Source organism: Salinicoccus sp. HZC-1, from assembly GCF_046736035.1.
Taxonomy (GTDB): Bacteria; Bacillota; Bacilli; order Staphylococcales; family Salinicoccaceae; genus Salinicoccus.
In genome coordinates, this window is the sequence record NZ_CP177130.1 from 2258509 (window position 1) to 2281233 (window position 22725).

Annotated in this window: 17 protein-coding genes, 2 tRNA genes and 3 rRNA genes; 4 read left to right on the forward strand and 18 right to left on the reverse strand. The window is 43.4% G+C overall.

Annotation, left to right across the window (positions count from 1 at the left end; all coding sequences use genetic code 11):
- Positions 1 to 27: 27 nt before the first annotated feature.
- The gene (locus ACKRAT_RS11810) at positions 28 to 1458 is read right to left on the reverse strand and encodes a phosphate--AMP phosphotransferase (protein WP_411842588.1); all 1431 of its coding nucleotides are present in this window, start codon (positions 1456 to 1458) and stop codon (positions 28 to 30) included.
- A 287-nt stretch (positions 1459 to 1745) separates the two neighbouring features.
- Here ACKRAT_RS11810 and ACKRAT_RS11815 point away from each other — a divergent pair, with 287 nt between their 5' ends.
- From ACKRAT_RS11815 to ACKRAT_RS11825, 3 genes are all read left to right on the forward strand, one after another.
- Positions 1746 to 1877: a helix-turn-helix domain-containing protein gene (locus ACKRAT_RS11815; protein ID WP_411842589.1), complete on the forward strand. Its 132-nt coding sequence runs from the start codon at positions 1746 to 1748 to the stop codon at positions 1875 to 1877.
- Entirely contained in the window at positions 1832 to 2089 is a 258-nt protein-coding gene (locus ACKRAT_RS11820) for a zinc ribbon domain-containing protein (RefSeq protein WP_411842590.1), read from the forward strand. The genes ACKRAT_RS11815 and ACKRAT_RS11820 overlap by 46 nt, the downstream gene beginning before the upstream one ends.
- 134 nt (positions 2090 to 2223) lie before the next feature.
- On the forward strand, positions 2224 to 3924 hold the full coding sequence (locus tag ACKRAT_RS11825) for a M3 family oligoendopeptidase (protein ID WP_411842591.1): 1701 nt from the start codon (positions 2224 to 2226) through the stop codon (positions 3922 to 3924).
- 51 nt (positions 3925 to 3975) lie between these two features.
- Here ACKRAT_RS11825 and ACKRAT_RS11830 read toward each other — a convergent pair whose 3' ends face one another.
- The 8 genes from ACKRAT_RS11830 to ACKRAT_RS11865 all read right to left on the reverse strand — a co-directional run bounded on the left by ACKRAT_RS11830 (position 3976) and on the right by ACKRAT_RS11865 (position 12220).
- Positions 3976 to 5286 (reverse strand): LPXTG cell wall anchor domain-containing protein, encoded by a 1311-nt coding sequence (locus ACKRAT_RS11830; RefSeq protein ID WP_411842592.1) that lies wholly within the window; start codon positions 5284 to 5286, stop codon positions 3976 to 3978.
- Positions 5287 to 5744: 458 nt separating this feature from the next.
- Positions 5745 to 7019, reverse strand: a complete 1275-nt coding sequence (ltrA, locus tag ACKRAT_RS11835) for a group II intron reverse transcriptase/maturase (RefSeq protein ID WP_411844453.1) — start codon at positions 7017 to 7019, stop codon at positions 5745 to 5747.
- Between the two features lie 559 nt (positions 7020 to 7578).
- Positions 7579 to 7821 (reverse strand): hypothetical protein, encoded by a 243-nt coding sequence (locus ACKRAT_RS11840; RefSeq protein WP_411842593.1) that lies wholly within the window; start codon positions 7819 to 7821, stop codon positions 7579 to 7581.
- 164 nt (positions 7822 to 7985) lie between these two features.
- Positions 7986 to 8822 carry a MurR/RpiR family transcriptional regulator gene (locus tag ACKRAT_RS11845; RefSeq protein WP_411842594.1) on the reverse strand — a complete coding sequence of 279 codons (837 nt, stop codon included), beginning with the start codon at positions 8820 to 8822 and terminating at the stop codon, positions 7986 to 7988.
- Between the two features lie 185 nt (positions 8823 to 9007).
- Positions 9008 to 10513: a glycoside hydrolase family 32 protein gene (locus ACKRAT_RS11850; protein ID WP_411842595.1), complete on the reverse strand. Its 1506-nt coding sequence runs from the start codon at positions 10511 to 10513 to the stop codon at positions 9008 to 9010.
- A 14-nt stretch (positions 10514 to 10527) separates the two neighbouring features.
- A complete protein-coding gene (gene tatC, locus ACKRAT_RS11855) occupies positions 10528 to 11289 on the reverse strand; it encodes a twin-arginine translocase subunit TatC (protein ID WP_411842596.1) in 762 nt (253 codons plus the stop codon).
- Between the two features lie 51 nt (positions 11290 to 11340).
- Positions 11341 to 11577, reverse strand: a complete 237-nt coding sequence (locus ACKRAT_RS11860) for a twin-arginine translocase TatA/TatE family subunit (protein ID WP_411842597.1) — start codon at positions 11575 to 11577, stop codon at positions 11341 to 11343.
- Between the two features lie 10 nt (positions 11578 to 11587).
- Positions 11588 to 12220 (reverse strand): redox-sensing transcriptional repressor Rex, encoded by a 633-nt coding sequence (locus ACKRAT_RS11865; RefSeq protein WP_411842598.1) that lies wholly within the window; start codon positions 12218 to 12220, stop codon positions 11588 to 11590.
- Between the two features lie 139 nt (positions 12221 to 12359).
- Between ACKRAT_RS11865 and ACKRAT_RS11870 the strand changes: the two genes are divergently transcribed.
- Positions 12360 to 14273 (forward strand): ABC-F family ATP-binding cassette domain-containing protein, encoded by a 1914-nt coding sequence (locus tag ACKRAT_RS11870; protein ID WP_411842599.1) that lies wholly within the window; start codon positions 12360 to 12362, stop codon positions 14271 to 14273.
- Positions 14274 to 14624: 351 nt separating this feature from the next.
- Here the strand turns inward: ACKRAT_RS11870 and tsaD are convergent, their stop codons facing one another.
- The 9 genes from tsaD to ACKRAT_RS11915 all read right to left on the reverse strand — a co-directional run bounded on the left by tsaD (position 14625) and on the right by ACKRAT_RS11915 (position 22654).
- On the reverse strand, positions 14625 to 15647 hold the full coding sequence (gene tsaD / locus ACKRAT_RS11875; RefSeq protein ID WP_411844454.1) for a tRNA (adenosine(37)-N6)-threonylcarbamoyltransferase complex transferase subunit TsaD: 1023 nt from the start codon (positions 15645 to 15647) through the stop codon (positions 14625 to 14627).
- The gene (rimI, locus tag ACKRAT_RS11880; RefSeq protein WP_411844455.1) at positions 15644 to 16066 is read right to left on the reverse strand and encodes a ribosomal protein S18-alanine N-acetyltransferase; all 423 of its coding nucleotides are present in this window, start codon (positions 16064 to 16066) and stop codon (positions 15644 to 15646) included. Before rimI ends, tsaD begins: the two co-directional genes overlap by 4 nt.
- A gap of 5 nt (positions 16067 to 16071) precedes the next feature.
- On the reverse strand, positions 16072 to 16728 hold the full coding sequence (tsaB, locus tag ACKRAT_RS11885) for a tRNA (adenosine(37)-N6)-threonylcarbamoyltransferase complex dimerization subunit type 1 TsaB (protein WP_411842600.1): 657 nt from the start codon (positions 16726 to 16728) through the stop codon (positions 16072 to 16074).
- Positions 16709 to 17176: a tRNA (adenosine(37)-N6)-threonylcarbamoyltransferase complex ATPase subunit type 1 TsaE gene (tsaE, locus tag ACKRAT_RS11890; protein WP_411842601.1), complete on the reverse strand. Its 468-nt coding sequence runs from the start codon at positions 17174 to 17176 to the stop codon at positions 16709 to 16711. The genes tsaB and tsaE overlap by 20 nt, the downstream gene beginning before the upstream one ends.
- 106 nt (positions 17177 to 17282) lie before the next feature.
- Positions 17283 to 17397: ribosomal RNA gene (rrf, locus tag ACKRAT_RS11895) — 5S ribosomal RNA — on the reverse strand.
- A 143-nt stretch (positions 17398 to 17540) separates the two neighbouring features.
- Positions 17541 to 20429, reverse strand: a 23S ribosomal RNA gene (locus ACKRAT_RS11900).
- A 292-nt stretch (positions 20430 to 20721) separates the two neighbouring features.
- A 16S ribosomal RNA gene (locus ACKRAT_RS11905) occupies positions 20722 to 22273 on the reverse strand.
- Together the 16S, 23S and 5S rRNA genes with 2 tRNA genes alongside form the textbook arrangement of a ribosomal RNA operon.
- Before the next feature lie 188 nt (positions 22274 to 22461).
- Positions 22462 to 22535: transfer RNA gene (locus ACKRAT_RS11910), tRNA-Gly, on the reverse strand.
- A 34-nt stretch (positions 22536 to 22569) separates the two neighbouring features.
- A tRNA-Leu gene (locus ACKRAT_RS11915) sits at positions 22570 to 22654 on the reverse strand.
- Positions 22655 to 22725 lie beyond the last annotated feature (71 nt).

A 22725-nucleotide genomic window follows, 5' to 3' on the forward strand; every position in this document is an offset into this window, starting at 1 on the left:
AAAATACCGGCAAAAGCCGGTATCCGTTTATTTATTTTTAATCTGCACTTCACAGGTTTCTATAATTTTTCTAAGCGCGGCAATTCTTGCATAGCGTTTGTTATTGCCCGGTATGATATGCCAGGGGGCATAATCGGTACTGGTCTCTCTGATCATATCTTCACTGGCTTCGATATAAAGATCCCATTTTTCCCGGTTCCGCCAGTCTTCCTCTGTCAGTTTCCATGCTTTGTCTTCATCATTCTCCCTGTCCTGGAAACGTTCCAGCTGCTCATCCTTATCCAGTGACAGGAAGAATTTTATAATGATTGCCCCGGAATTATACAGAGATTTCTCAAAATCATTTATTTCTCCGTATGACTGCTTCCACTGCGCATTGGAAGCAAACCCTTCAATTCTTTCCACCATCACTCTGCCATACCAGCTTCTGTCAAAGAACCCGATATGCCCGCTTCTCGGAACTTCTGTTGCGAATCGCCATAAATAGTGATGTGCAAGTTCCATATCCGTCGGTGCTCCGGTTGCATTCACTGTGTAGCCCGTCGGGTCAAGCAACTGTCTCGTTCTTTCGATATTGCCGCCCTTGCCTGCTGCATCCATCCCTTCATAGACGAGCACCAGAGGGATTTTCTCTTCATATAACTGGAATTGGATTTCCCGCATCCGCTCCTGGAGGCCGGGCAGTATTTTCTTGTATTCTTTCTTTTTGAGTTTCTCTTTTTCAAAATCAAATTTAAAAAGTTCTGCTTCATAATCTTCCGAAAAATCCCCGTCTGATTCAGTTTTTCCTGCATTATCTTCAGATTCAATTCTTTCTTCCAGGCGAGTGATGACTGTTTCAAATAACTTATTCACCGCTTCGTCTTTTTCTTCAAAATCAATCTTCGTCCATTGACTTTCGGAAGAGGAATTTAAAAATTGTTCCATTTCGCCTTCATAGTCGAAATCTTCCAGCCGTTCCTGAAACTCCTCTGCTTTCCACTTAAGAACGGGATTGGCATTCAGCTTATCAATATGCTTTTGCTTTATGTCTTCATCAGCATGGACATAAAATTTAATAATCTCATATCCATTATTCCTAAGAGTATCTTCAAAATTTTCCATGTCGTCTTTAATTTCATCATAATCCACTCTGATGTTCTCTTTGATTCCCCGCACTTTATATTCGATATACTGTGAATACCAGCTGCGGAAATGGATATTTATATCTCCATTTTTAGGGAGATGCTGCCAGTACCTTTGTAAGAAAGGATAACGCAGATCCAGCTCTCTTGGCGGTCTCGTTGCGACAAAATCAGTGTATTTGGCATCCAGCGCCATGTACAGTGCGTTCGACAACCTTGATTTCCCGGAAGCCGGGGCACCTTCTATAAGAATCATTACAGGAATGCCCATATCTTTCGTTTTTCGTGTGACTTCACCAATCCTGTTTTCCAACTCTTCATCTATTTCCACCATCTAAACACTCCTTTTAGAAAGTATCTCTTCTACAAATACCCTGAAAATAATGCATTTGAACATAATGTTCAATTTCAATGTATTTTATCAGAGGTCGTCAGCTGGGAAAACATGCTATTTTAATGGCGTGATGAATGAGCGTTTCGGACGATCTGCATTGTATTCTGTTATTGGTTCTTGTTCTCTTAATCATACGGGTTTAATGCGTCCTTTCTATATCTTTACTCATATTATATGGAGGGTGCTATATGGTGATATAATGGATATAGAAGGTGGGGTGAAATACAGTGTATAGAGGGATTGAATGTAAGATTTATCCCAATCAGGAACAAGAAAATTTGATCAATATGACGTTCGGGCATACCCGCTTCATATGGACTCGGATGTTGGATATGTTAAACAGTTCAGTGACGTTTTAAAATATAAATGTGATATCTACGCCAGACAATTGATTGTGGTCAATCCGCATAAGACCTCTCAACTGTGTTCCAGCTGTCAGTTTGACAGTGGAAAAAAACCATTAAATATCAGACAGTGGTCCTGTACGGCGTGCAGCATCAACCATGACCGGGATATTAATGTGGCTAAAAATATATTGAATCCTGGCCTGGGACAGGCCTTAGTAAAATAGCTTAAACCGCTGGTTGGCTCTGTAATGGGCAAACCAAGTTATGAGTGTTCCTAGAAACCCGTTACTTGAGTGACGGTGTAGTTCATTTAAATATGGTAATATATCCTTGTAATAAAAACTTAGGGGGAAAACTAATGGTAATGACTTTCAAAGATTATAAGTATGAACGGCCCGACCTTAAAAAGATTGAAGGAGAAGTGGATGCGCTTTTGATTGAGTTTAATCTGGCAAGTTCTGCTGATGTTCAAGGGGAGCTCATCGATCAGCTGAACGAACACTTCAACACCATTTCGACAATGGAAAACCTGGCATACATCCGCTCATCGATTGATACCAAAGACGAATTTTATGATACTGAACGCAGCTTCTTTGATGAATACGGACCCACAATACAGGAGATCAGTAACAAATACTATAAAGCCATCACCGAAAGTACATACAGGGATGAACTTGAAGAAAGGTACGGCACGCAATTATTTGAACTCGCTGCAAATTCACTGAAATCCTTCGATCCGAAAGTGAAGGAATTGCTGCAGCAGGAGAATAAACTGGACTCTGAATACTCGAAGCTTTTAGCGGCTGCAGAAATAGAATTTGACGGCAAAAAATTAAATCTGTCAGAATTCGGTCCTTATGCCGAGCATACTGACCGGGAAAAAAGGCGCGGTGCTGCTGAAGCTGTGCAGGGATTCATGGGTGAAAACCTGGAAAAAATCGATCGTATTTATGATGATCTGGTCAAAACCCGCGACAAGATTGCCAAGGCACTTGGTTACAAAGATTTCGTCAAACTGGGCTATATCCGAATGGATAGAATCGACTACGACAGAAAAATGGTGGAAAACTTCAGGAAACAGGTGGCAGAGTTCATCGTGCCGCTGGCAACGGAACTAAAGGAAAGACAACGCAAGAGAATCGGCTTGGATGATCTCAAATCCTACGATGAAAACTTCGATTTTCTTACTGGAAATGCAGCGCCTAAAGGAGATGCAGAAGCCATTCTTGAAAAGGGAGAAAAAATGTACAAAGAACTTTCTCCCGAAACGGATGAATTCTATCAGTTCATGCGCACAAGAGAACTATTTGATGTGGAAGCCAAAAAAGGGAAAGAAGGCGGCGGTTATTGTACCTTCATCCCCGACTACGCTTCACCGTTCATCTTCTCGAACTTCAACGGCACGCTCGGGGATGTCACAGTGCTGACACACGAAGCCGGACATGCATTCCAAAGCTATATGTCGAGAGGCTACGATGTACCTGAATATCAATTCCCGACACTTGAATCCGCTGAAATCCATTCAATGAGCATGGAATACTTCACATACCCCTGGATGGAACTCTTCTTCAAAGAAGATACCGATAAATTTAAATTTTCCCATATGGCAGGTGATATCACATTCTTACCATATGGCGTAGCCATTGATGAATTCCAGCACATCGTTTATGAAAACCCGGAACTCACACCGGAAGAAAGACGTCAGGAATGGAAGAAACTCGAAGAAAAATATTTACCGCATCGTGATTATGATGGTATAGAGCCGCTTGAAAGTGGTTCGTTATGGCATAGACAGGGTCATGTATTCGGCGTGCCATTTTATTACATTGATTATACGCTGGCCCAGGTATGTGCACTCCAGTTCTGGAAACGTGCGAACGAAGACTTTGAAGGTGCGTGGAAAGATTATATTAATTTGTGCAGACTCGGTGGTACTTTGCCGTTCAACTCACTCGTAGAAGCAGCGAACTTAAAATCACCTTTTGAGGACGGCTGCCTGGAATCAGTAGTCGGAGAAGTGAGAGATTATCTCAACTCCATCGATGACGAATCACTATGAAATTTGGAAAGCCCCCATCCTTGTGAGATGGGGGCTTTCATATATATGGAGTTATCCGTTACGGGGTTTTCTTGTTAGGAAGTACAGAATTCCGCCTGCTATTAACAATACAACTGCATAAAGGAAAGTATAATGATTCCCCTCACCTGTATCCGGCAGCTCTTCTAAATCACTTGCCGGGCTTATTCCCTCTTCCTGCTTTACCTGTTTCTCAATCTCCATAATTTCCTCTTCGTCCATATCTTCGACATCTACAATTTTAGAAGTCATCAAACGATTGACACGCTTATCCAACAGTTCCAATTGTTCTTCAGAACCGCCGGGTGTAAGATGGATACCTTCCAGGACATTACCATAATTGTATCGGTAAATTTCCCTTTTATCCTGTTGTGCCTCAGAAGAACTGCTTTCCGATGTGTCCTCTGAATATTGCACTTCATTATCCGGATTGCTGCGGGTTTCCCCTTCATTTGAAGATTTTTCTGCAGGTTGTTCCACAGATTGTTCTCTTGGCTGTTCAACAGTATTTTCTTCAGTCGGTCCTTCGTCAGTCGGCGCCCCCGTCGGTCCCTCGGGAGCAGTCTCTTCCGTTGATTCCTCAGGAGTTAGATTTTGAGGAATGTTCTCTTCTGTTGGTTCCTCGGGAGTCGGTTCCTCTGTTGGTTCTTCGACAGTTGGTGCTTCTGTCGACTCTTCATTAGAATCGTCTGCCATTGGCTCTTCAACAGTCTGTTCCCCTGTTGATACCTCATCCGTATTTTCTTCTGATGATCCGTCTATGGCTGGTTCCTGCTCTCCCTGATCTTCATTAATGTCCTCTGCCGTCGGCTCTTCAACAGTCTGTTCCCCAGTTATTTCTTCAGCCGCATTTGCTTCTGTCGTTTCTTCCACAGACTCTTCATCCATTTCTTCTTCTGGCGCTGCTTGAACAGTCTGTTCTTCAGAAGTGTTTTCAAAAGCATACTGTTCTGTACTCTCTTCTTCTACAGGTTCGGCTTCTGCCCCGTCCTCCCGGTCATTGATGGCTTCTTCCTTTACATCTGCAGCATCATTCTCAGGTTCAACAGGTTCCAGGCTCGTCTGCGTTGAATAAGCTTGTGTATTCGCATCCTCATTTTGAGCCTGTTCTGCCGTTTGTTCTTCAGTATTTTCTTCTATATCTGTTTCTTCAGTACTTTCTGTTTCAGTAGTTTCATTCACTTGATTTGCAGTCTCATCGGATTCTTCCTGTTGCGTCTGATCATTTTGATTTTCTATATCATCTGTTTCATTAGCACTTATCGTTGTGAGTAATCCTTGAGAAAATGTCGTTGACGTTACCAATAGGGTTACAATTCCTAACTTTGCCATTCTCTCTTTCAAAATTATTCCTCCATACCATCGCCTGATCTTAATTTTTTAATTAAGATATAAGCTTTCATTAATTAGTCTTTAATATTTAAACTAATTATATTAAATGCCGGGGCATGTATCTACAAAAAATCCGATATGTTACACAACCTTAATATAATGACTGGTTTCATGAAGAATATTTCAGGAATATTTCAAACAGATATCTAAAAGTCAAAAAACTCAGTGTTCGTCCATGAGCAAATGTATTTTTATCAGGCTGCTTGCTATTTTTATCAACGATAGATTGTTCATAATAAACGGAAAAGTTCTGTTTAGACAGAGAAAAAGATTTTCAGAAGAAAATAATTATAAACAGAATGATTTTAAGATAAGACAGTTTTTGATTAATCGAGTAGAGGGAAAATAACGAATTATTTTCGCCCCTCTCACAACACCGTACATACGGATCACGTATACGGCGTTTCAATTTATATTACAGTGTGTACTTTTAGATAGTAGGCTGAGACAGAGGGCAAGCCCCGCTGGCTCAGCCGTTTGTTTGAAATCGCTCTCTGGACGACTTTAGACAGGCCGATGTAGCGATACCCTTTACGACAATAGGTCAGCCCTTTCGCTTCCTCTCTCGGAATACCGAGCTGAATGAGCGATTGAATTTGTTTCTTTGCGACTTTCCATTGCTTCCAGATGATGACGCGAATTCTGGCACGCAATTTCGAATCGATCTGCGCCATCTTCTTCTTCATATGTGCCGACCTGAAGTAATTGACCCAGCCATAAATCACTTGTTTCAGTTTGAGTATCCGGTAATCTAAAGATACACTCCAACTGCGCTTAGTGAGTTGTTTGAGTCGTCTTTGGAATTTCTGGACGGAATTTTCATGCGGTCTGACTGCGTAGCGGCGGGTTCTGTTATCATAGAAATAACCAAAGCCCAGAAATTTCAACGCCTTCGGTCGCACGATGCGACTTTTCTCGCTGTTGACGATGAGTCCGAGTTTGCCCTCTATAAATTTTGTCACAGCGGCCTTCACCCGATGCGCGGCTTTCTCACTTTTTACGAATATCAGCGCATCATCGGCATATCGGACGAAACGAAGCCCCCGTGTTTCCCGTTCTTTGTCCAACTCATTCAACATGATATTACTCAAGAGTGGACTCAGGTTACCGCCTTGCGGGGTCCCGACTGGTGTATGCTCGTATTGACCTTTGACCATCACACCGCTGACCAGATATTTCCGGACCAACGAAATCACATCACCGTCATCAATCGTATTCGAGATGATGCGCATGAGTTTATCATGATGGACCGTGTCGAAGAAGCGTTCGAGGTCGATGTCCACCACCCAGTCGTAGCCATCATTGAGGCATTCAAGGCTCTGAATGATGGCCATTTCACAGCTTCTGCCGGGTCTGAATCCATAACTGAAATCACTGAATTGACGTTCAAATATTGGGCTGAGGACTTGATGGATGGCTTGTTGAACGACCCGGTCCACGACTGTTGGTATGCCCAATTTGCGCATCTTGCCATTCTCTTTTGGGATTTCCACTCGTAAGGCAGCCTGTGGCCGGTATTGTCTCGTTCGGATGCGCTGACGCAGTTCATCTTTATTGTCCTTCAGATATTGTTTCAGTGCTTCTATGGTGACGCCATCCACCCCACTTGCACCCTTATTGCGATACACGCGCTTGTAGGCTTGATTCATATTTTGGTTGCTTAAAATCGCTTCTAAAAGTTTCACACTCGTTTCTTCCTTTCCGTTCATGTGACGGTCAGACACTTCACTTTTGAGTAGCCTTTGAGATACGCTCATACTTTCCTCATTAACACATTCTGAAGTATATCTGCCGTGCATTCATGGCGTAGAAACACTATAAATTATTCCGCCCTTCATGATAAGCATCACTACTATGGCTTCTGCTGACTTCTTGCGGCTAACCGTTTTCGACTGTACGCATTCTACATCCGCAAGACCTCCCAGGGTAAGACGACCATCTTTCCTCTTTTACTCGTCTGATTTACGCGTCAAGGTTACGCACATCGTTTGGACTTTGACTTGTGTAGGAGTCTCATCCGCCTAACGCGCCTTAGTATCAGATTTCTATTCGTCGAGCCAAGATTTTGATACACGCTGCCTTCAGCCCTTACCTCACGGTAAATGCCTTGCGTTTCTCTAGTGGTTGGTTGATGTGTACCCCCACAGTGGACTTTCACCACCTAGATAGTCGCCATGCCTGGCGCACTACAAAAAGAGCGGCTCAGGCCGCTCTAAAAACATTACTGTCATATATATAATTATTTTAAAGTTGTGAGTTTATATAATATCCAACAGCCATAAGGATAAAGAAACTAAAGAACATTACAACATTACCAAAAGCCAACCAATAGTTTTTAGCTAAAAATGCAAAAGCTAGTCCAAAAGGAGCAATGATAAAAGTTAAAATCCAAAATGGACTAGGCACCTGAAAAATCACATTTGGTACCCAAATTAAAATACACGATCCAAAGCAAATAAAAGAGAACACTGTAAATTTATTTTTCATTATTTTTCCTCCCTTTTATTTTTAATAACAATTATTAGAATTATTCAGGTGGATAGACAGTATTATTCCATTCCCTATGACTATGTGCAAATTGAAATCAAAATTCGCATTACTATTATTACAATTAAAAAAGCTAAGACAGAAATGTCTTAGCCCGGTAGTATTTAGTGAGTTACATCGTATGTTTTCATGATTGTATCATAAGCTGTAGATCCCAGTTCACGGCAGACATAGAAGAATAATACGTCGCATATGACGAGCTGTGCGATGCGGCTTGTCATATTCATGTACTGGATATTCGTTTCCTCTTCCGTAATTTCAATTGCAACATCCGAATTCCGTTTCGCGATTGAAGCATGATTTTGGGTCAATATTATTGTCTTTACACCGAGGCGTCTGGCGAGTTTTACCACTTCAACCACTTCAGGCGTCTTCCCCGACAAAGTAATGAGAAAGAGGACATCATTCTCTTTGGCATTCGAAAGCCTGGTCATACAGAGATATTTGTCCTGTGTGAAAAACGCGTTTACATTTATTCTGTGAAGCTTCTGCGCGAATTCATTCCCGACATTGGCCGAGTCTCCCATTCCAAAGATAAATGTATTGTCTGCTTTAGCCAATATTCGGGCCGCTTCAGCCATCTTATCCCTCTCTACGATTTTTTCAGTATTATAGAGTGCCTGTACAGTATTTTTCAGGACTTTGTCAAAAATATCTTTATGGGTGTCCGCTTCCAGGTCAATCACTCTGGAGATATTTTCTTTTTCAAGGGTATGTAATTCTTTTGCAAGTTCAACCTTCAATTCTTTAATGCCGGCAAGGCCGATGCGCTTTGAAAACCTGACAATTGCAGCATCACTCGTATCACTGTGCCTGGCGATTTCTTTTACCGGCATATTAATGATTTTTGTCGGATTATCCAACATGAAACGTGCGACTCTTCTTTCAACCGGCGTCATATATTCCAACCGTTTGTTTATCTGACTCAGTACTGAAAACATTCCGATCCCCCCATTGAACAATTAATGTGTAAATTTATAATATCAAAAATTTTAATTAAGTATAACAAATTTTGAAATTTAAATATGCTAATTTATTGAAAACCTCTCAAATAATGCTCTATATCTGCATCTTCCATAATTGTATAAGGTCTCAATGAAATGAACAAATGAAAAAATCGTGTATTTTACGGATTGTAAATAATTTTTTCCTGTTCGAACGGTTTCAGTTTGTATTGTGTCAGAGAAACGTAGCAATCCCCAATTTCTGTCGACATTTCCACGCCCACTGCTTTTTCACCCGGGAAGATCCTGGAAGACACCACCGCTTCCCCCTCATTGATGAAAATCTCTATACTTGAAACATCCATAAATATTCTGAGCTGGTTCAAGTCTTCCTCCAATTCAACACTGCGTGTTGTCCCATCGACATTTCCAGGGATTTCCCCGCTGAATTCAATATCCAATGTAAACAATCGCGTTTCAGTATTATAGACGAGCGTCGTTTCCTCTTTTCTGCTCCTCCGTAAAATAATATAGATTTCAGAAGCATTATTTTCGTTGATATCGACTATGAGTTCATAGCAGTCACCGTAAAAATCCTTCATCTTTCTCGGATAATGATTGAAGTATCCTTCCGCCGTAATTTCATCATATCTCATTTTTTCAAGGGCAGGCACAGGATTCTGCCTGATTCTATCATTTTCCAGAGTCAATATCCTCGGGATGGCGAAACAGCCTGACCATTTATATTCATCTGTTGGATAATCAGACTCTTCAATCCCCATGCGGCCGATCAGTATCCGTTCACCGTTTTTTCCCAGTGCGGTCTGGGCTGCGTAAAAATCAAAGCCATGATCAAACTCATGGAATTCGCCGTGATCCATTACAAGTGTTCCGCGGTATAAATGTCCCATAACAAACCCGGATTGATAAGCATTCCAATAACTGTGCCCATATTTATCAAGACCCTGGGGAGAAAAAGCCAGCACATCTTTACCATCAATCGTAAAGAAGTCGGGGCTCTCCCACATAAACCCGAACTGGTCCAGCTCTGTACGCACTTCACCCTGCAGCTTAAATTCATTGGGCTCCTCTGCAGTATAAATCAATGCTCTTCCGTATTCAGAATCCGTTTGAGCACCGATAATCATGTAATAAATCCCATCCTCATTCCATACTTTAGGGTTCCTGAACTGTTCAGTATAGCCTTCAGGAGAACCTTTCAGAAATGGAAAAGTCTCTTTTCTCACTTTGAAGCGGTCATTCATGACAGCACGCATCTGATTGGGGATTTTTCTTCCTTCTTCTGTAATGTGATGGCCGGTATAAAAAAGATGAACTTCATCCTCAATGACAAAAGCGGAGCCTGCGAGGGCTCCGTGACTGTCATATATCATATCGGGACGGATCTTCACCCCTTGATTATTAAAAGTGGCAAGATCTTCCGACGTCACATGATACCAATATTCAATACCATGACGACTGTCCAATGGAGACCACTGATAAAACAAATGATATAAGCCATTGTGATATACAAACCCGGCGGGGTTGCCGAGTGACCCTGTAACAGGCTGTATATGATAATTCTGTCGCCAGGGACTGTTGTTCACCGTCTCGATCAATGCTTCAATTTCCGGATGCGGAACGGAATCCATTTTTTTATATTCATCTGCTTTTGAAGTCTCTTCCATGTAAGAATACCTCCCTAGTCACCATCCAGCGATTCTTCAATTGCCTTCTGTTCTGCTTTCAAGTGTCTTCTATAGCCGATTTTAGATATATAAATACTGATTTCATATAGAATGATCATCGGTATTGTCAGCATGACGTGCGTCATCAGGTCAGGCGGTGCGATGAGTGCTGCAACTATCAGCAGTATAAAATAGGCATACTTGCGATTTTTCTTCAGGAACATCGGTGTAATGATACCAAGCTGAGTCAGGAATAGAACCAGAATCGGCATCTGGAATATTATACCGAACGGCACCACTGTCCTGAACAGGAAGCCGAAATACTGATTAATGCCGATTGTAGTCGCTATGCCCATTTCTTTAGACAATTCAAAAGTAAAATCTATAATATAAGGAACCAGTATGAAGTAGCCGAATGCCATTCCGATCAGCATCAATACCATAACAATGGGTATGTAGCTTAGGGTCAGCTTCCTCTCATTGCTGTGGAGTCCCGGGGCGACGAAGGCCCACAACTGGTACAAAATGACCGGCAGCACAATGACAAATGCAATGATAACAATGACGAGCAAATAAATTTTGAGTGGATCTGTTACCTGAAACGCATGCATTTGTATGGATTCAGTCCATGGTGCATTCTGCATTTGATAAATCAATGGCTTTGATAAGAAAAATCCAACGAACAGTGCAGCGACAAAGAAATACATTACTATAAGTAATTTCTTTCTTAACTCCTCCAAATGCTCGGTGAATTCTTTTTTTTCCTCATCGTTCATATTACTCTTTCACCTCTTTAAAAAAAGGTGGCTTCCGCCACCTCATTACCTCTATACTTCTTTAGACTCGATTTTCTTCTGCTTCTTTTCTTTCTCTTCCTCTTCTTCATCGTCGTCAGTCGCAAGACCTTTGGTAGCATCTTTAAACTCCTTTAATGTAGAACCCATTGCACGTCCAAATTGAGGAAGCTTCTTGGGACCAAATATGATTAGAGCAACAACTGCGATAACGATCATACTTGTAGGTCCGACCGCCATCATTGTACTTGGCAATAGTAATTCAAACATAGTATCCCTCCTAGAAATGTTTCATATAAAAGAATAACGCCTGCAATTCAACGCTTAAATCAATGTTGTGTACATAAATCTCATCACTTATATCCAATCTGATTGGTGTGAAGTTAAGTATACCTTTGACCCCCGACTTAACAAGTCTTTCCGCCATTTCCTGACCGGATTCGGCAGGCAGGGTAAGTATTGCCACATCTATGCTGTGTTCTTGAACAAGCTGTTCTATATCATCTGAATGGAATACCTCGGTATCATTGATTTCTGTACCAACAATATTTTCATTTCTATCAAACGCAGCTACTACATTCATTCTATCATTTATATTGCTGAATTTATAGTTCAATAGTGCGCTTCCAAGATTCCCGGCACCAATGATTGCTACATTCCTGGTTTCATTCCCATGGATATGTTCCATGAAGAATTTCAACAGACTTTTTACATTGTAGCCGTAGCCCTTTCTGCCAAGTTCGCCGAAATATGAGAAGTCCCTGCGGATGGTTGCAGAGTCTATATCCAATGCATCACTGATTTCTCTTGATGATACTCTATCAGTGCCGGATTTTTCAGCCTCTTTAAAATACCTGTAATATAAAGGGAGACGTTTCATTGTTGCATTTGGGATTTTCTTTTTATTGTTCAAATGTCCCACACCTCTTCTTTTAGGCTCTATCGCTATATTATAGCATAACTCCTTTTTTTAAGTGTAGTCTAAACCCGTTTAATTTCATCGTTTTTTTAACAGCTTTATTGTAGACTTAAGGAAAGTGGGGGAATTAAAAATGATAGTAATGCAACTCGGCAATATTAAGAAATCATACGCCACTGATTTAATTTTTGAAAATGTGAATCTTGAAGTTAAATCAGGTGAAACGACAGGCATCGTCGGAAAAAATGGTGCCGGTAAAACAACACTGATGAAAATAATGGCTGGAGAGCTTTCCTATGATGAAGGCACACTCTCTGTACCGAAAGGAACTTCCATCGGCTATTTGACACAGCAGATGACATTGGAGTCCAGTCAGACTGTCCATGAGGAGATGATGCGTCCCTTTTCCGGGCTCCTTGATTTGAAGTCGGAGATTGAGGAAATCACACTCTGGCTCGCAGAACACAATTATAATGATGAAAAATATGAGGACCAGCTTAAAAAGTTCGAGCAGCTTCAAAATCGTTTTGAAGGTGACGACGGCTACAATATCGATACGAAGATCAAAACCGTCCTAACCGGCCTTAATTTTGCCCTGGAGGATTTAGATCGGAATGTTGACGAGTTCTCCGGCGGACAGAAGACCCGCCTTGCACTTGGACAGATGCTTCTGTCAAATCCGGACTTGCTTTTACTCGATGAGCCGACCAACCATCTGGATATGACGACAGTCTCCTGGCTGGAACAATATTTGAACAGCTTCCGGGGTGCCGTGGTCATCATCAGCCACGACCGTTACTTTCTGGATAAGACTGTGGATAAAATCTTTGAAGTAGAGATGTTCAAAGGAACACTTTATCACAGTAATTACACAAAATATGTAGTTGAAAAAGAGAAACGTTTCAGTCTGCAGTTGAAAGCATACGAGCAACAGCAGAAGGAAATTCAGAAATTGGAAACTTTTGTTGAGAAAAACATTGCCCGGGCATCCACAAGCGGCATGGCAAAAAGCCGTCGTAAGCAGCTTGAACATATCGATCGTATCCATATGCCGATGCAGGATAGAAAAAGTGCCGATTTTTCCTTTGATATCAGACGGGAGAGCGGCAATGATGTACTCAGAATCAGAAATATCGGCATCGGCTATGAAGAAACATTGAATGATTCCATCAGCTTTGATGTAGATAAAGGAGACCGCATAGCAATTATCGGTCCGAACGGTATAGGTAAATCAACGCTCGTTAAAACGATTGCTAAAATGATCCCTAAACATGGTGGGAACATCGTTTATGGAACAAATGTATCGATTGGCTATTACGATCAGAAGCAGGCTGAATTTACATCAAATAGAACGATACTCGAAGAACTGTGGCATGAATATCCCAATATGAATGAAAGTGATGTCAGAAAGGTTCTTGGACGTTTTTTATTCACCCAGGATGAAGTTTTAAAGCTCATCAATGATTTAAGCGGCGGGGAAAAGGCACGCATACAACTCGCAAAACTCATGCTTGAGGAGAACAACCTGCTCATACTCGATGAGCCTACAAACCATTTAGATATAGACAGCAAGGAAGTGCTGGAGAATGCACTGCAGGATTATCCCGGGACCATACTGTTCGTCTCACATGACAGATACTTCATCGATAGAATCGCAACAAAAATTATAGAAATGGATCATCAGAAAATTGATTTATATAATGGGGATTACAGTTACTATACGCATAAAAAAGAAGAACGGGAATCATTGGAAATCCAAATTGAATCAAAAGAGAAAAAAGATGGGTCGGTCTCCGATTACCAGGCTCAGAAGCAGCAGCGTAATGAAATGCAGCGCTTAAAGCGGAGCATTACTAAATTTGAAGATGATATTACTAAAGTCGAACAGGAAATTGAAGAGATTGAACAGACACTGTTAAATCCGGAAGTTTATGGAGATTACGAAAAAGCGGATAAATATAATCAGCGCTTAGGGCAAAAGAATGTTGAATTAGAAGATTTGATGATGAAATGGGAAGAAGTTGAAGAAATGATTGATGATGAATAGAGAGTGCAGATTCCATGCATTCTCTTTTTTGTTCTTAACAATCAAACGTTCGGTATAATATGTAATTTAATAGAAAATTTACTTAATCACAATGTTATTCACATAAAGAGCGTGATTACTACTGGTTTTTTTAGAGTTATCCACATAATCAACATTTTCTGTGTGACTTATGCACATTGTTATCCACAGATGTTAATAACCTTATCCACGAGTTATCCCCATTATATCCACAAATGTGGATAAAACACATGTTCCGTATTGACATTGTAAAGACCGTCTTTACAATACATTTTTTTGAATGTACGTTCGCAGTATAAAAAATCCGGTATCTTTTAAGATACCGGATTAGTATTAATATACAATGGATTCAATGTCGATGAAGCTTCTGCCGTTTAGATCCAGACTGGCGAAATGCTCTTTATGGTATAAATGATATGCAGCAGCACCTATCATCGCTGCGTTATCTGTACAGAATTTAAGTTCTGGCACACTTAATTTAACTTCATGCTCTTCACATAGAGATTCAAGTCTCTGACGCAGCCCCTTATTCGCAGCAACACCGCCTGCAACAAGAAGGTGCTTTACTTCATACTGTTCTACTGCATTCAGAGTTTTCTTCGTTAAAACATCCACTACACTTTCCTGGAAACTGCGTGCGACATCTTCTTTTTTAACTTCCAGTCCTTTTTGCTTATAGTTATGAAGCGTGTTTATCACGGCAGATTTGAGGCCACTGAAGCTAAAGTCATAACTTTTCGGCTCCAAATAAGGTCTTGGAAAGTTAAATGTGTCTTCCCCTTTTGTACTTAAGCGATCAACATGCGGTCCTCCGGGATATGGCAGTCCAATCACTCTTGCTACTTTATCATATGCCTCTCCCACAGCGTCATCCCTCGTTTCTCCGATGACTTCAAATGATAAGTGGTCTTTCATATAAATCAGTTCTGTATGGCCGCCTGAAACAATCAGGGCAACCAACGGAAATTGTAATTCTTCTTCCAATTGATTTGCGTATATATGTCCGGCGATATGATGTACAGGTATAAGTGGAAGGTCATGGGCGAAGCTGAATGCTTTTGCAGCATTGATACCTACGAGCAGAGCTCCGATTAAACCAGGACCCTCCGTTACAGCCACAGCAGACAAATCTGACGGTGTCATTTCAGCTTCAGACAATGCCTGCTCAATCACCAGTGTAATCGTTTCTACATGATGTCTTGAAGCAACTTCAGGAACAACTCCGCCAAAGCGCTTATGGCTCTCTATCTGGCTCACTACCACGTTGGATAGTATTTTATTACCATTTTTAATAATACTGCAGGCCGTCTCATCACAACTTGTTTCTATGCTTAATATTATTGTATCCTGCGTCACTTTAATTCCACCCACATTACATGTGCATCCTTTCCTGGACCATAATAATTCTTACGGATTCCACCATAGTTAAATCCTTCTTTTTCATAGAGTGACATGGCAGCTGTATTATCTACACTCACTTCCAATGAAAGGATTTCAGCCTGTGTGGCCGCATATTCTTTTGCATGGTTTAGAAGTGCATTGCCGAAGCCATTACCCCTCTCACTTTTGGAAACAGCAATTGTAGTAATCTGGCTTTGATCGACGACCATCCAGAGCCCGCAATAACCTACTATCTCTCCAGCCATCTCAATTACAAAATAATGGGCAAATTTGTTTACTGTAAGCTCTCTTAAAAAAGATTCCAAATTCCAGGATGTATTCGGAAACGAAGCTGTCTCAATTTCATGGACGGTTTCCAAATCATCGATTTCCATCGCTCTTATGACTTGTTTTGTTCCATCCAATTTCTTTCCGCCTCCGATATTCTTAAATAATCCGGTACTATAGTATGGAAATTTTCCAGATTCAGACCATTTTCAAACTTTTCGACCATACTGATACGCGGGACAGTGTGTGCATAATCTTCTACACTATCACTAAACTTCTCCTGCTGATCCAATAATATAATAGGTGCATCATAAGCTCTCAAATCTTTCTTTAAATTTTCCAGACTCGTATATACCGGTTCAATCTCTTCTGTAAAGATGTCATTTTTCATATTATAAACTGCACCGAATACATTGCCTCTCCTGCCGTCAAATAAGGGGACTAGGATTCCTTCCTTATTGCTGGAAGCTGCAACCACAAGCAGTGAAGATACACTGTAAAGTTCAATATTCAGAGCATATGCCAAAGTTTTAGCTACTGTTACACCAATTCTGACGCCTGTATAGGAACCTGGTCCTTTTGCCACAATAATCCTATCGATATTATTTTTCTTTACGTCCGTCATTTTAAAGAGTCTATCAATATAATCCATGACTGTTGCAGAATGAGTTTTCTTAACAGTGGCATTGATTTCAGCTAAAACCATACCATCTTGGTTGATCGCTACAGACAGCGGTCGGTTTGAAGTATCAATCAGAAGTGATAACATTTTCAAGTGCCTCCAGTATAGTAACGTATTTATCACCGTTAGATTTAAGTGTAAATAGTCTGGTATCATCAAATTTGTTCTCAATAGCTATAGATAAGTATTCTTCAGGAAGAAAGTCTTCGATATACTGCGGCCATTCCACTATGGAAATATCCTCACCATTGAAGTATTCATCAAAACCGAGATCTTCTTCACTGTGTTCCAATCTGTAACAATCCATATGATGAATCACATATTCAGCATTATAGGATTTAATGATATTAAATGTAGGAGAACTCATCCGGCGTTTAACACCTAAGGCAGTCCCTATAAACTGAGTAAAAGTAGTTTTACCTGCACCTAAGTTGCCCTCGAGAAGTATCACTGTACCACTCGTGATTACACCAGCTAAAGATTCAGCGAGCTGTCTAGTTTCTTCCATACTATTAACATTCACTTCTAATATCATTTAAAGATCACCTAACCTATAACTATTATTTACCCTATTATACAAAAAAAGAGACCTCTAAAGGTCTCAATGCGGCTCATCGCATCCATACTATTCATTCTGTACTGCCCGGCAGCGTCCTACTCTCACGGGACGTTCATCCAACTACCATCGGCGCTGGAGAGCTTAACTGCTGTGTTCGGCATGGGAACAGGTGTGGCCTCTCCGCCATCGCCGCCGGACAGTGTCTTACATATGGTCTTAAGCCTAGTATAATCAGGATTAAGGATGTTCGACTGCTGTCGAACGAGTGTCTATATACACTCAAAACCGGATAGAAGCAATATCTCGCGCAGAAACCGAACACGGTTTCTTCATTAAATTCTTGAATAAGTCATCGATCGATTAGTATTCGTCCGCTGAATGTGTTGCCACACGTACACGCCGAACCTATCTACCTCATCATCTCTGAGGGATCTAATGGGGAAATCTCATCTTGAGGGGGGCTTCATGCTTAGATGCTTTCAGCACTTATCCCGGCCATACATAGCTACCCAGCGATGCCGTTGGCACGACAACTGGTACACCAGTGGTATGTCCATCCCGGTCCTCTCGTACTAAGGACAGCGCCTCTCAAATTTCCTACGCCCACGACGGATAGGGACCGAACTGTCTCACGACGTTCTGAACCCAGCTCGCGTACCGCTTTAATGGGCGAACAGCCCAACCCTTGGGACCGACTACAGCCCCAGGATGCGATGAGCCGACATCGAGGTGCCAAACCTCCCCGTCGATGTGAACTCTTGGGGGAGATAAGCCTGTTATCCCCGGGGTAGCTTTTATCCGTTGAGCGATGGCCCTTCCATGCGGAACCACCGGATCACTAAGTCCGTCTTTCGACCCTGCTCGACCTGTATGTCTCGCAGTCAAGCTCCCTTATACCTTTACACTCTATGAATGATTTCCAACCATTCTGAGGGAACCTTTGAGCGCCTCCGTTACTCTTTAGGAGGCGACCGCCCCAGTCAAACTGTCCACCTGACACTGTCTCCCGCCCGGATTACGGGCGCGGGTTAGAATCTCAACATCACCAGGGTGGTATCCCACCACTGCCTCCATGTAGACTGGCGTCCACACTTCTTTGGCTCCCACCTATCCTGTACAGGTGAGGTCCAGATTCAATATCAGGTTACAGTAAAGCTCCACGGGGTCTTTCCGTCCTGTCGCGGGTAACCTGCATCTTCACAGGTACTATGATTTCACCGAGCCTCTCGTTGAGACAGTGCCCAAATCGTTGCGCCTTTCGTGCGGGTCAGAACTTACCTGACAAGGAATTTCGCTACCTTAGGACCGTTATAGTTACGGCCGCCGTTTACTGGGGCTTCGATTCGCACCTTCGCTTACGCTGAGCGCTCCTCTTAACCTTCCAGCACCGGGCAGGCGTCAGCCCCTATACTTCACCTTTCGGTTTGGCAGAGACCTGTGTTTTTGATAAACAGTCGCTTGGGCCTATTCACTGCGGCTCATATCTCTATGAGCACCCCTTCTCCCGAAGTTACGGGGTCATTTTGCCGAGTTCCTTAACGAGAGTTCGCTCGCTCACCTTAGAATTCTCTTCCCAACTACCTGTGTCGGTTTACGGTACGGGCGGTGATCATCCTCGCTAGCGGCTTTTCTTGGCAGTGTGAAATCAATGGCTTCGCCTACTATTTTCGGCTCCTCATCACAGCTCATGGTATCACAGGGCGGATTTGCCTACCCTGACCACTCACTGCTTGAACGTGCTCTACCTTTCGCACGCTCCATCTATCCTACTGCGTCACCACAATCACTCAAACGGATATCACCGGTACAGGAATTTCTGCCTGTTGGCCATCGCCTACGCATCTCTGCCTCGGCTTAGGTCCCGACTAACCCAGAGCGGACGAGCCTTCCTCTGGAAACCTTAGTCATTCGGTGGACGGGATTCCCACCCGTCTTTCGCTACTCACACCGGCATTCTCACTTCCAATCGCTCCACATGTCCTCACGATCATGCTTCTCTGCCATTGGAACGCTCTCCTACCATTAATATACATTAATCCACAGTTTCGGTAATATGTTTAGCCCCGGTACATTTTCGGCGCAGCGTCACTTGACTAGTGAGCTATTACGCACTCTTTAAATGATGGCTGCTTCTAAGCCAACATCCTAGTTGTCTGTGCAACGCCACATCCTTTTCCACTTAACATATATTTTGGGACCTTAACTGGTGGTCTGGGCTGTTTCCCTCTCGACAACGGACCTTATCACCCGCTGTCTGACTCCCATGAATCGCATCGATGGCATTCGGAGTTTGTCTGAATTCGGTAACCCGGGATGGGCCCCTCGTCCAAACAGTGCTCTACCTCCACGATGCTGTCATGAGGCTATACCTAAATATATTTCGGAGAGAACCAGCTATCTCCAGGTTCGATTGGAATTTCTCCGCTACCCACACCTCATCCGGTCACTTTTCAACGTAAGTCGGTTCGGCCCTCCATCCAGTGTTACCTGGACTTCAGCCTGGACATGGGTAGATCACCTGGTTTCGGGTCTGCAATCACATACTCTGTCGCCCTGTTCAGACTCGCTTTCGCTGCGGCTCCGCATTCGCTGCTTAACCTTGCATGTAATCACAACTCGCCGGTTCATTCTACAAAAGGCACGCCATCACCCATTAACGGGCTCTGACTACTTGTAGGCACACGGTTTCAGGATCTATTTCACTCCCCTTCCGGGGTGCTTTTCACCTTTCCCTCACGGTACTGGTTCACTATCGGTCACTAAGGAGTATTTAGCCTTGGGAGATGGTCCTCCCGGATTCCGACGGAATTCCTCGTGTTCCGCCGTACTCAGGATCCACCGCTCGGTGGAATGTATGATGCCTACGGGACTGTTACCCCCTGCGGTCGGCCTTTCCAGACCATTCAGCTTTACATTCCACCGATTATCGGTGTCCTACAACCCCAGCCGAAGCTGGTTTGGGCTCTTCCCGTTTCGCTCGCCGCTACTCAGGGAATCGATTTTTCTTTCTCTTCCTCCGGGTAATGAGATGTTTCAGTTCCCCGGGTCTACCTCCGCGTCAGCTATGTATTCACTGACCGGTAACACATAAAAATGTGCTGGGTTCCCCCATTCGGAAATCTTCGGTTCAACGCCTACTTACAGCTCCCCGAAGCATATCGGTGTTGGTTCCGTCCTTCATCGGCTCTTAGTGCCAAGGCATCCACCGTGCGCCCTTCATTACTTAATCGCAATGAATTTGTGAGTGTATCGCTCCTACAGCGATACAACGCGTGTTTTTTGAACTCTTTTAAATCTTAGTTCTCGGTTTTCTACGCTTTGATTTTCGGTTAAAAATCATTTATTGCTTCTCTATCCGGTTTTCAATGTACATATTTTGCGAATGCTTCTGTAAATACAGAAAACATTCAAAACTGAATACAATATGTCAAACGTCAATTCCGCTCTAAAGTAACACTTTGCGCTTGGCGCTTAGTGAAACTTACATCTGCACAAGGCAGATGCTCCTTAATTATCCTTAGAAAGGAGGTGATCCAGCCGCACCTTCCGATACGGCTACCTTGTTACGACTTCACCCCAATCATCGGTCCCACCTTCGACGGCTGCTTCCCAAAAGGGTTAGCCCACCGGCTTCAGGTGTTACTGACTTTCGTGGTGTGACGGGCGGTGTGTACAAGACCCGGGAACGTATTCACCGTGGCATTCTGATCCACGATTACTAGCGATTCCAGCTTCATGGAGTCGAGTTGCAGACTCCAATCCGAACTGAGAGCAGTTTTATGGGATTCGCTGAACCTCGCGGTCTCGCTGCCCTTTGTTCCTGCCCATTGTAGCACGTGTGTAGCCCAAATCATAAGGGGCATGATGATTTGACGTCATCCCCACCTTCCTCCGGTTTGTCACCGGCAGTCTCACTAGAGTGCCCAACTGAATGCTGGCAACTAGTAATAAGGGTTGCGCTCGTTGCGGGACTTAACCCAACATCTCACGACACGAGCTGACGACAACCATGCACCACCTGTCACTCTGCCCCGAAGGGAAACCATGTCTCCATGGCTGTCAGAGGATGTCAAGATTTGGTAAGGTTCTTCGCGTTGCTTCGAATTAAACCACATGCTCCACCGCTTGTGCGGGTCCCCGTCAATTCCTTTGAGTTTCAACCTTGCGGCCGTACTCCCCAGGCGGAGTGCTTAATGCGTTAGCTGCAGCACTAAGGGGCGGAAACCCCCTAACACTTAGCACTCATCGTTTACGGCGTGGACTACCAGGGTATCTAATCCTGTTTGATCCCCACGCTTTCGCACATCAGCGTCAGTTACAGACCAGAGAGCCGCCTTCGCCACTGGTGTTCCTCCATATCTCTGCGCATTTCACCGCTACACATGGAATTCCACTCTCCTCTTCTGCACTCAAGTCTCCCAGTTTCCAATGACCCTCCCCGGTTGAGCCGGGGGCTTTCACATCAGACTTAAGAAACCGCCTACGCGCGCTTTACGCCCAATAATTCCGGATAACGCTTGCCACCTACGTATTACCGCGGCTGCTGGCACGTAGTTAGCCGTGGCTTTCTGGTTAAGTACCGTCACCCGGTGAGCAGTTACTCTCACCGGCGTTCTTCCTTAACAACAGAGTTTTACGAGCCGAAACCCTTCTTCACTCACGCGGCGTTGCTCCGTCAGACTTTCGTCCATTGCGGAAGATTCCCTACTGCTGCCTCCCGTAGGAGTCTGGGCCGTGTCTCAGTCCCAGTGTGGCCGATCACCCTCTCAGGTCGGCTACGCATCGTCGCCTTGGTAGGCCCTTACCCCACCAACTAGCTAATGCGCCGCAGGCCCATCCATCAGCGGCAGCCCGAAGACCGCCTTTCAACTTACCGCCATCGGCAGTAAGGGTTATCCGGTATTAGCTACGGTTTCCCGTAGTTATCCCCGGCTGATGGGCAGGTTGCCTACGTGTTACTCACCCGTCCGCCACTCGATCCCAAGGAGCAAGCTCCTCGGTTTCGCGTTCGACTTGCATGTATTAGGCACGCCGCCAGCGTTCATCCTGAGCCAGGATCAAACTCTCCATAATTGGAAAGCTCGTCTAGAGCTCTTCGCGATACTGCTGACAGTATCTGTTTGCGTTTTGTATTGTTCGCCTCAATGTCGGGAAGTTCAACTGTGTTGAACCTCATTAATTATCGGAATTAACGTTGACATATTGTCATTCAGTTTTCAATGTTCTCGTTTTTGTGTTGCCTGTTTCAGTAATTTAAATAATGGAGCGGGTGATCGGAATCGAACCGACGACATCAGCTTGGAAGGCTGGGGTTATACCATTTAACTACACCCGCATATTTTAATGTAATAAGTGTTGCGAAGAAATGATGCGGCTGAGAGGACTTGAACCTCCACGGGATTAACTCCCACTAGGCCCTCAACCTAGCGCGTCTGCCGATTCCGCCACAACCGCATATGTATTTATTAGCGAATCTCTTTTTAGCGACAAGTAATATCTTACCATCTTACGTTTTTAATGTCAAC

Excerpts from the sequence above, each read along its gene's own strand:
- ACKRAT_RS11810 (WP_411842588.1), bottom strand. The coding sequence starts at position 1,458 with ATGGTGGAAATAGATGAAGAGTTGGAAAACAGGATTGGTGAAGTCACA.
- ACKRAT_RS11820 (WP_411842590.1), top strand. The coding sequence starts at position 1,832 with ATGGACTCGGATGTTGGATATGTTAAACAGTTCAGTGACGTTTTAAAA.
- ACKRAT_RS11825 (WP_411842591.1), top strand. The coding sequence starts at position 2,224 with ATGGTAATGACTTTCAAAGATTATAAGTATGAACGGCCCGACCTTAAA.
- ACKRAT_RS11840 (WP_411842593.1), bottom strand. The coding sequence starts at position 7,821 with ATGAAAAATAAATTTACAGTGTTCTCTTTTATTTGCTTTGGATCGTGT.
- ACKRAT_RS11845 (WP_411842594.1), bottom strand. The coding sequence starts at position 8,822 with ATGTTTTCAGTACTGAGTCAGATAAACAAACGGTTGGAATATATGACG.
- ACKRAT_RS11850 (WP_411842595.1), bottom strand. The coding sequence starts at position 10,513 with ATGGAAGAGACTTCAAAAGCAGATGAATATAAAAAAATGGATTCCGTT.
- tatC (WP_411842596.1), bottom strand. The coding sequence starts at position 11,289 with ATGAACGATGAGGAAAAAAAAGAATTCACCGAGCATTTGGAGGAGTTA.
- ACKRAT_RS11860 (WP_411842597.1), bottom strand. The coding sequence starts at position 11,577 with ATGTTTGAATTACTATTGCCAAGTACAATGATGGCGGTCGGACCTACA.
- ACKRAT_RS11870 (WP_411842599.1), top strand. The coding sequence starts at position 12,360 with ATGATAGTAATGCAACTCGGCAATATTAAGAAATCATACGCCACTGAT.
- rimI (WP_411844455.1), bottom strand. The coding sequence starts at position 16,066 with ATGGAAATCGATGATTTGGAAACCGTCCATGAAATTGAGACAGCTTCG.
- tsaB (WP_411842600.1), bottom strand. The coding sequence starts at position 16,728 with ATGTTATCACTTCTGATTGATACTTCAAACCGACCGCTGTCTGTAGCG.
- tsaE (WP_411842601.1), bottom strand. The coding sequence starts at position 17,176 with ATGATATTAGAAGTGAATGTTAATAGTATGGAAGAAACTAGACAGCTC.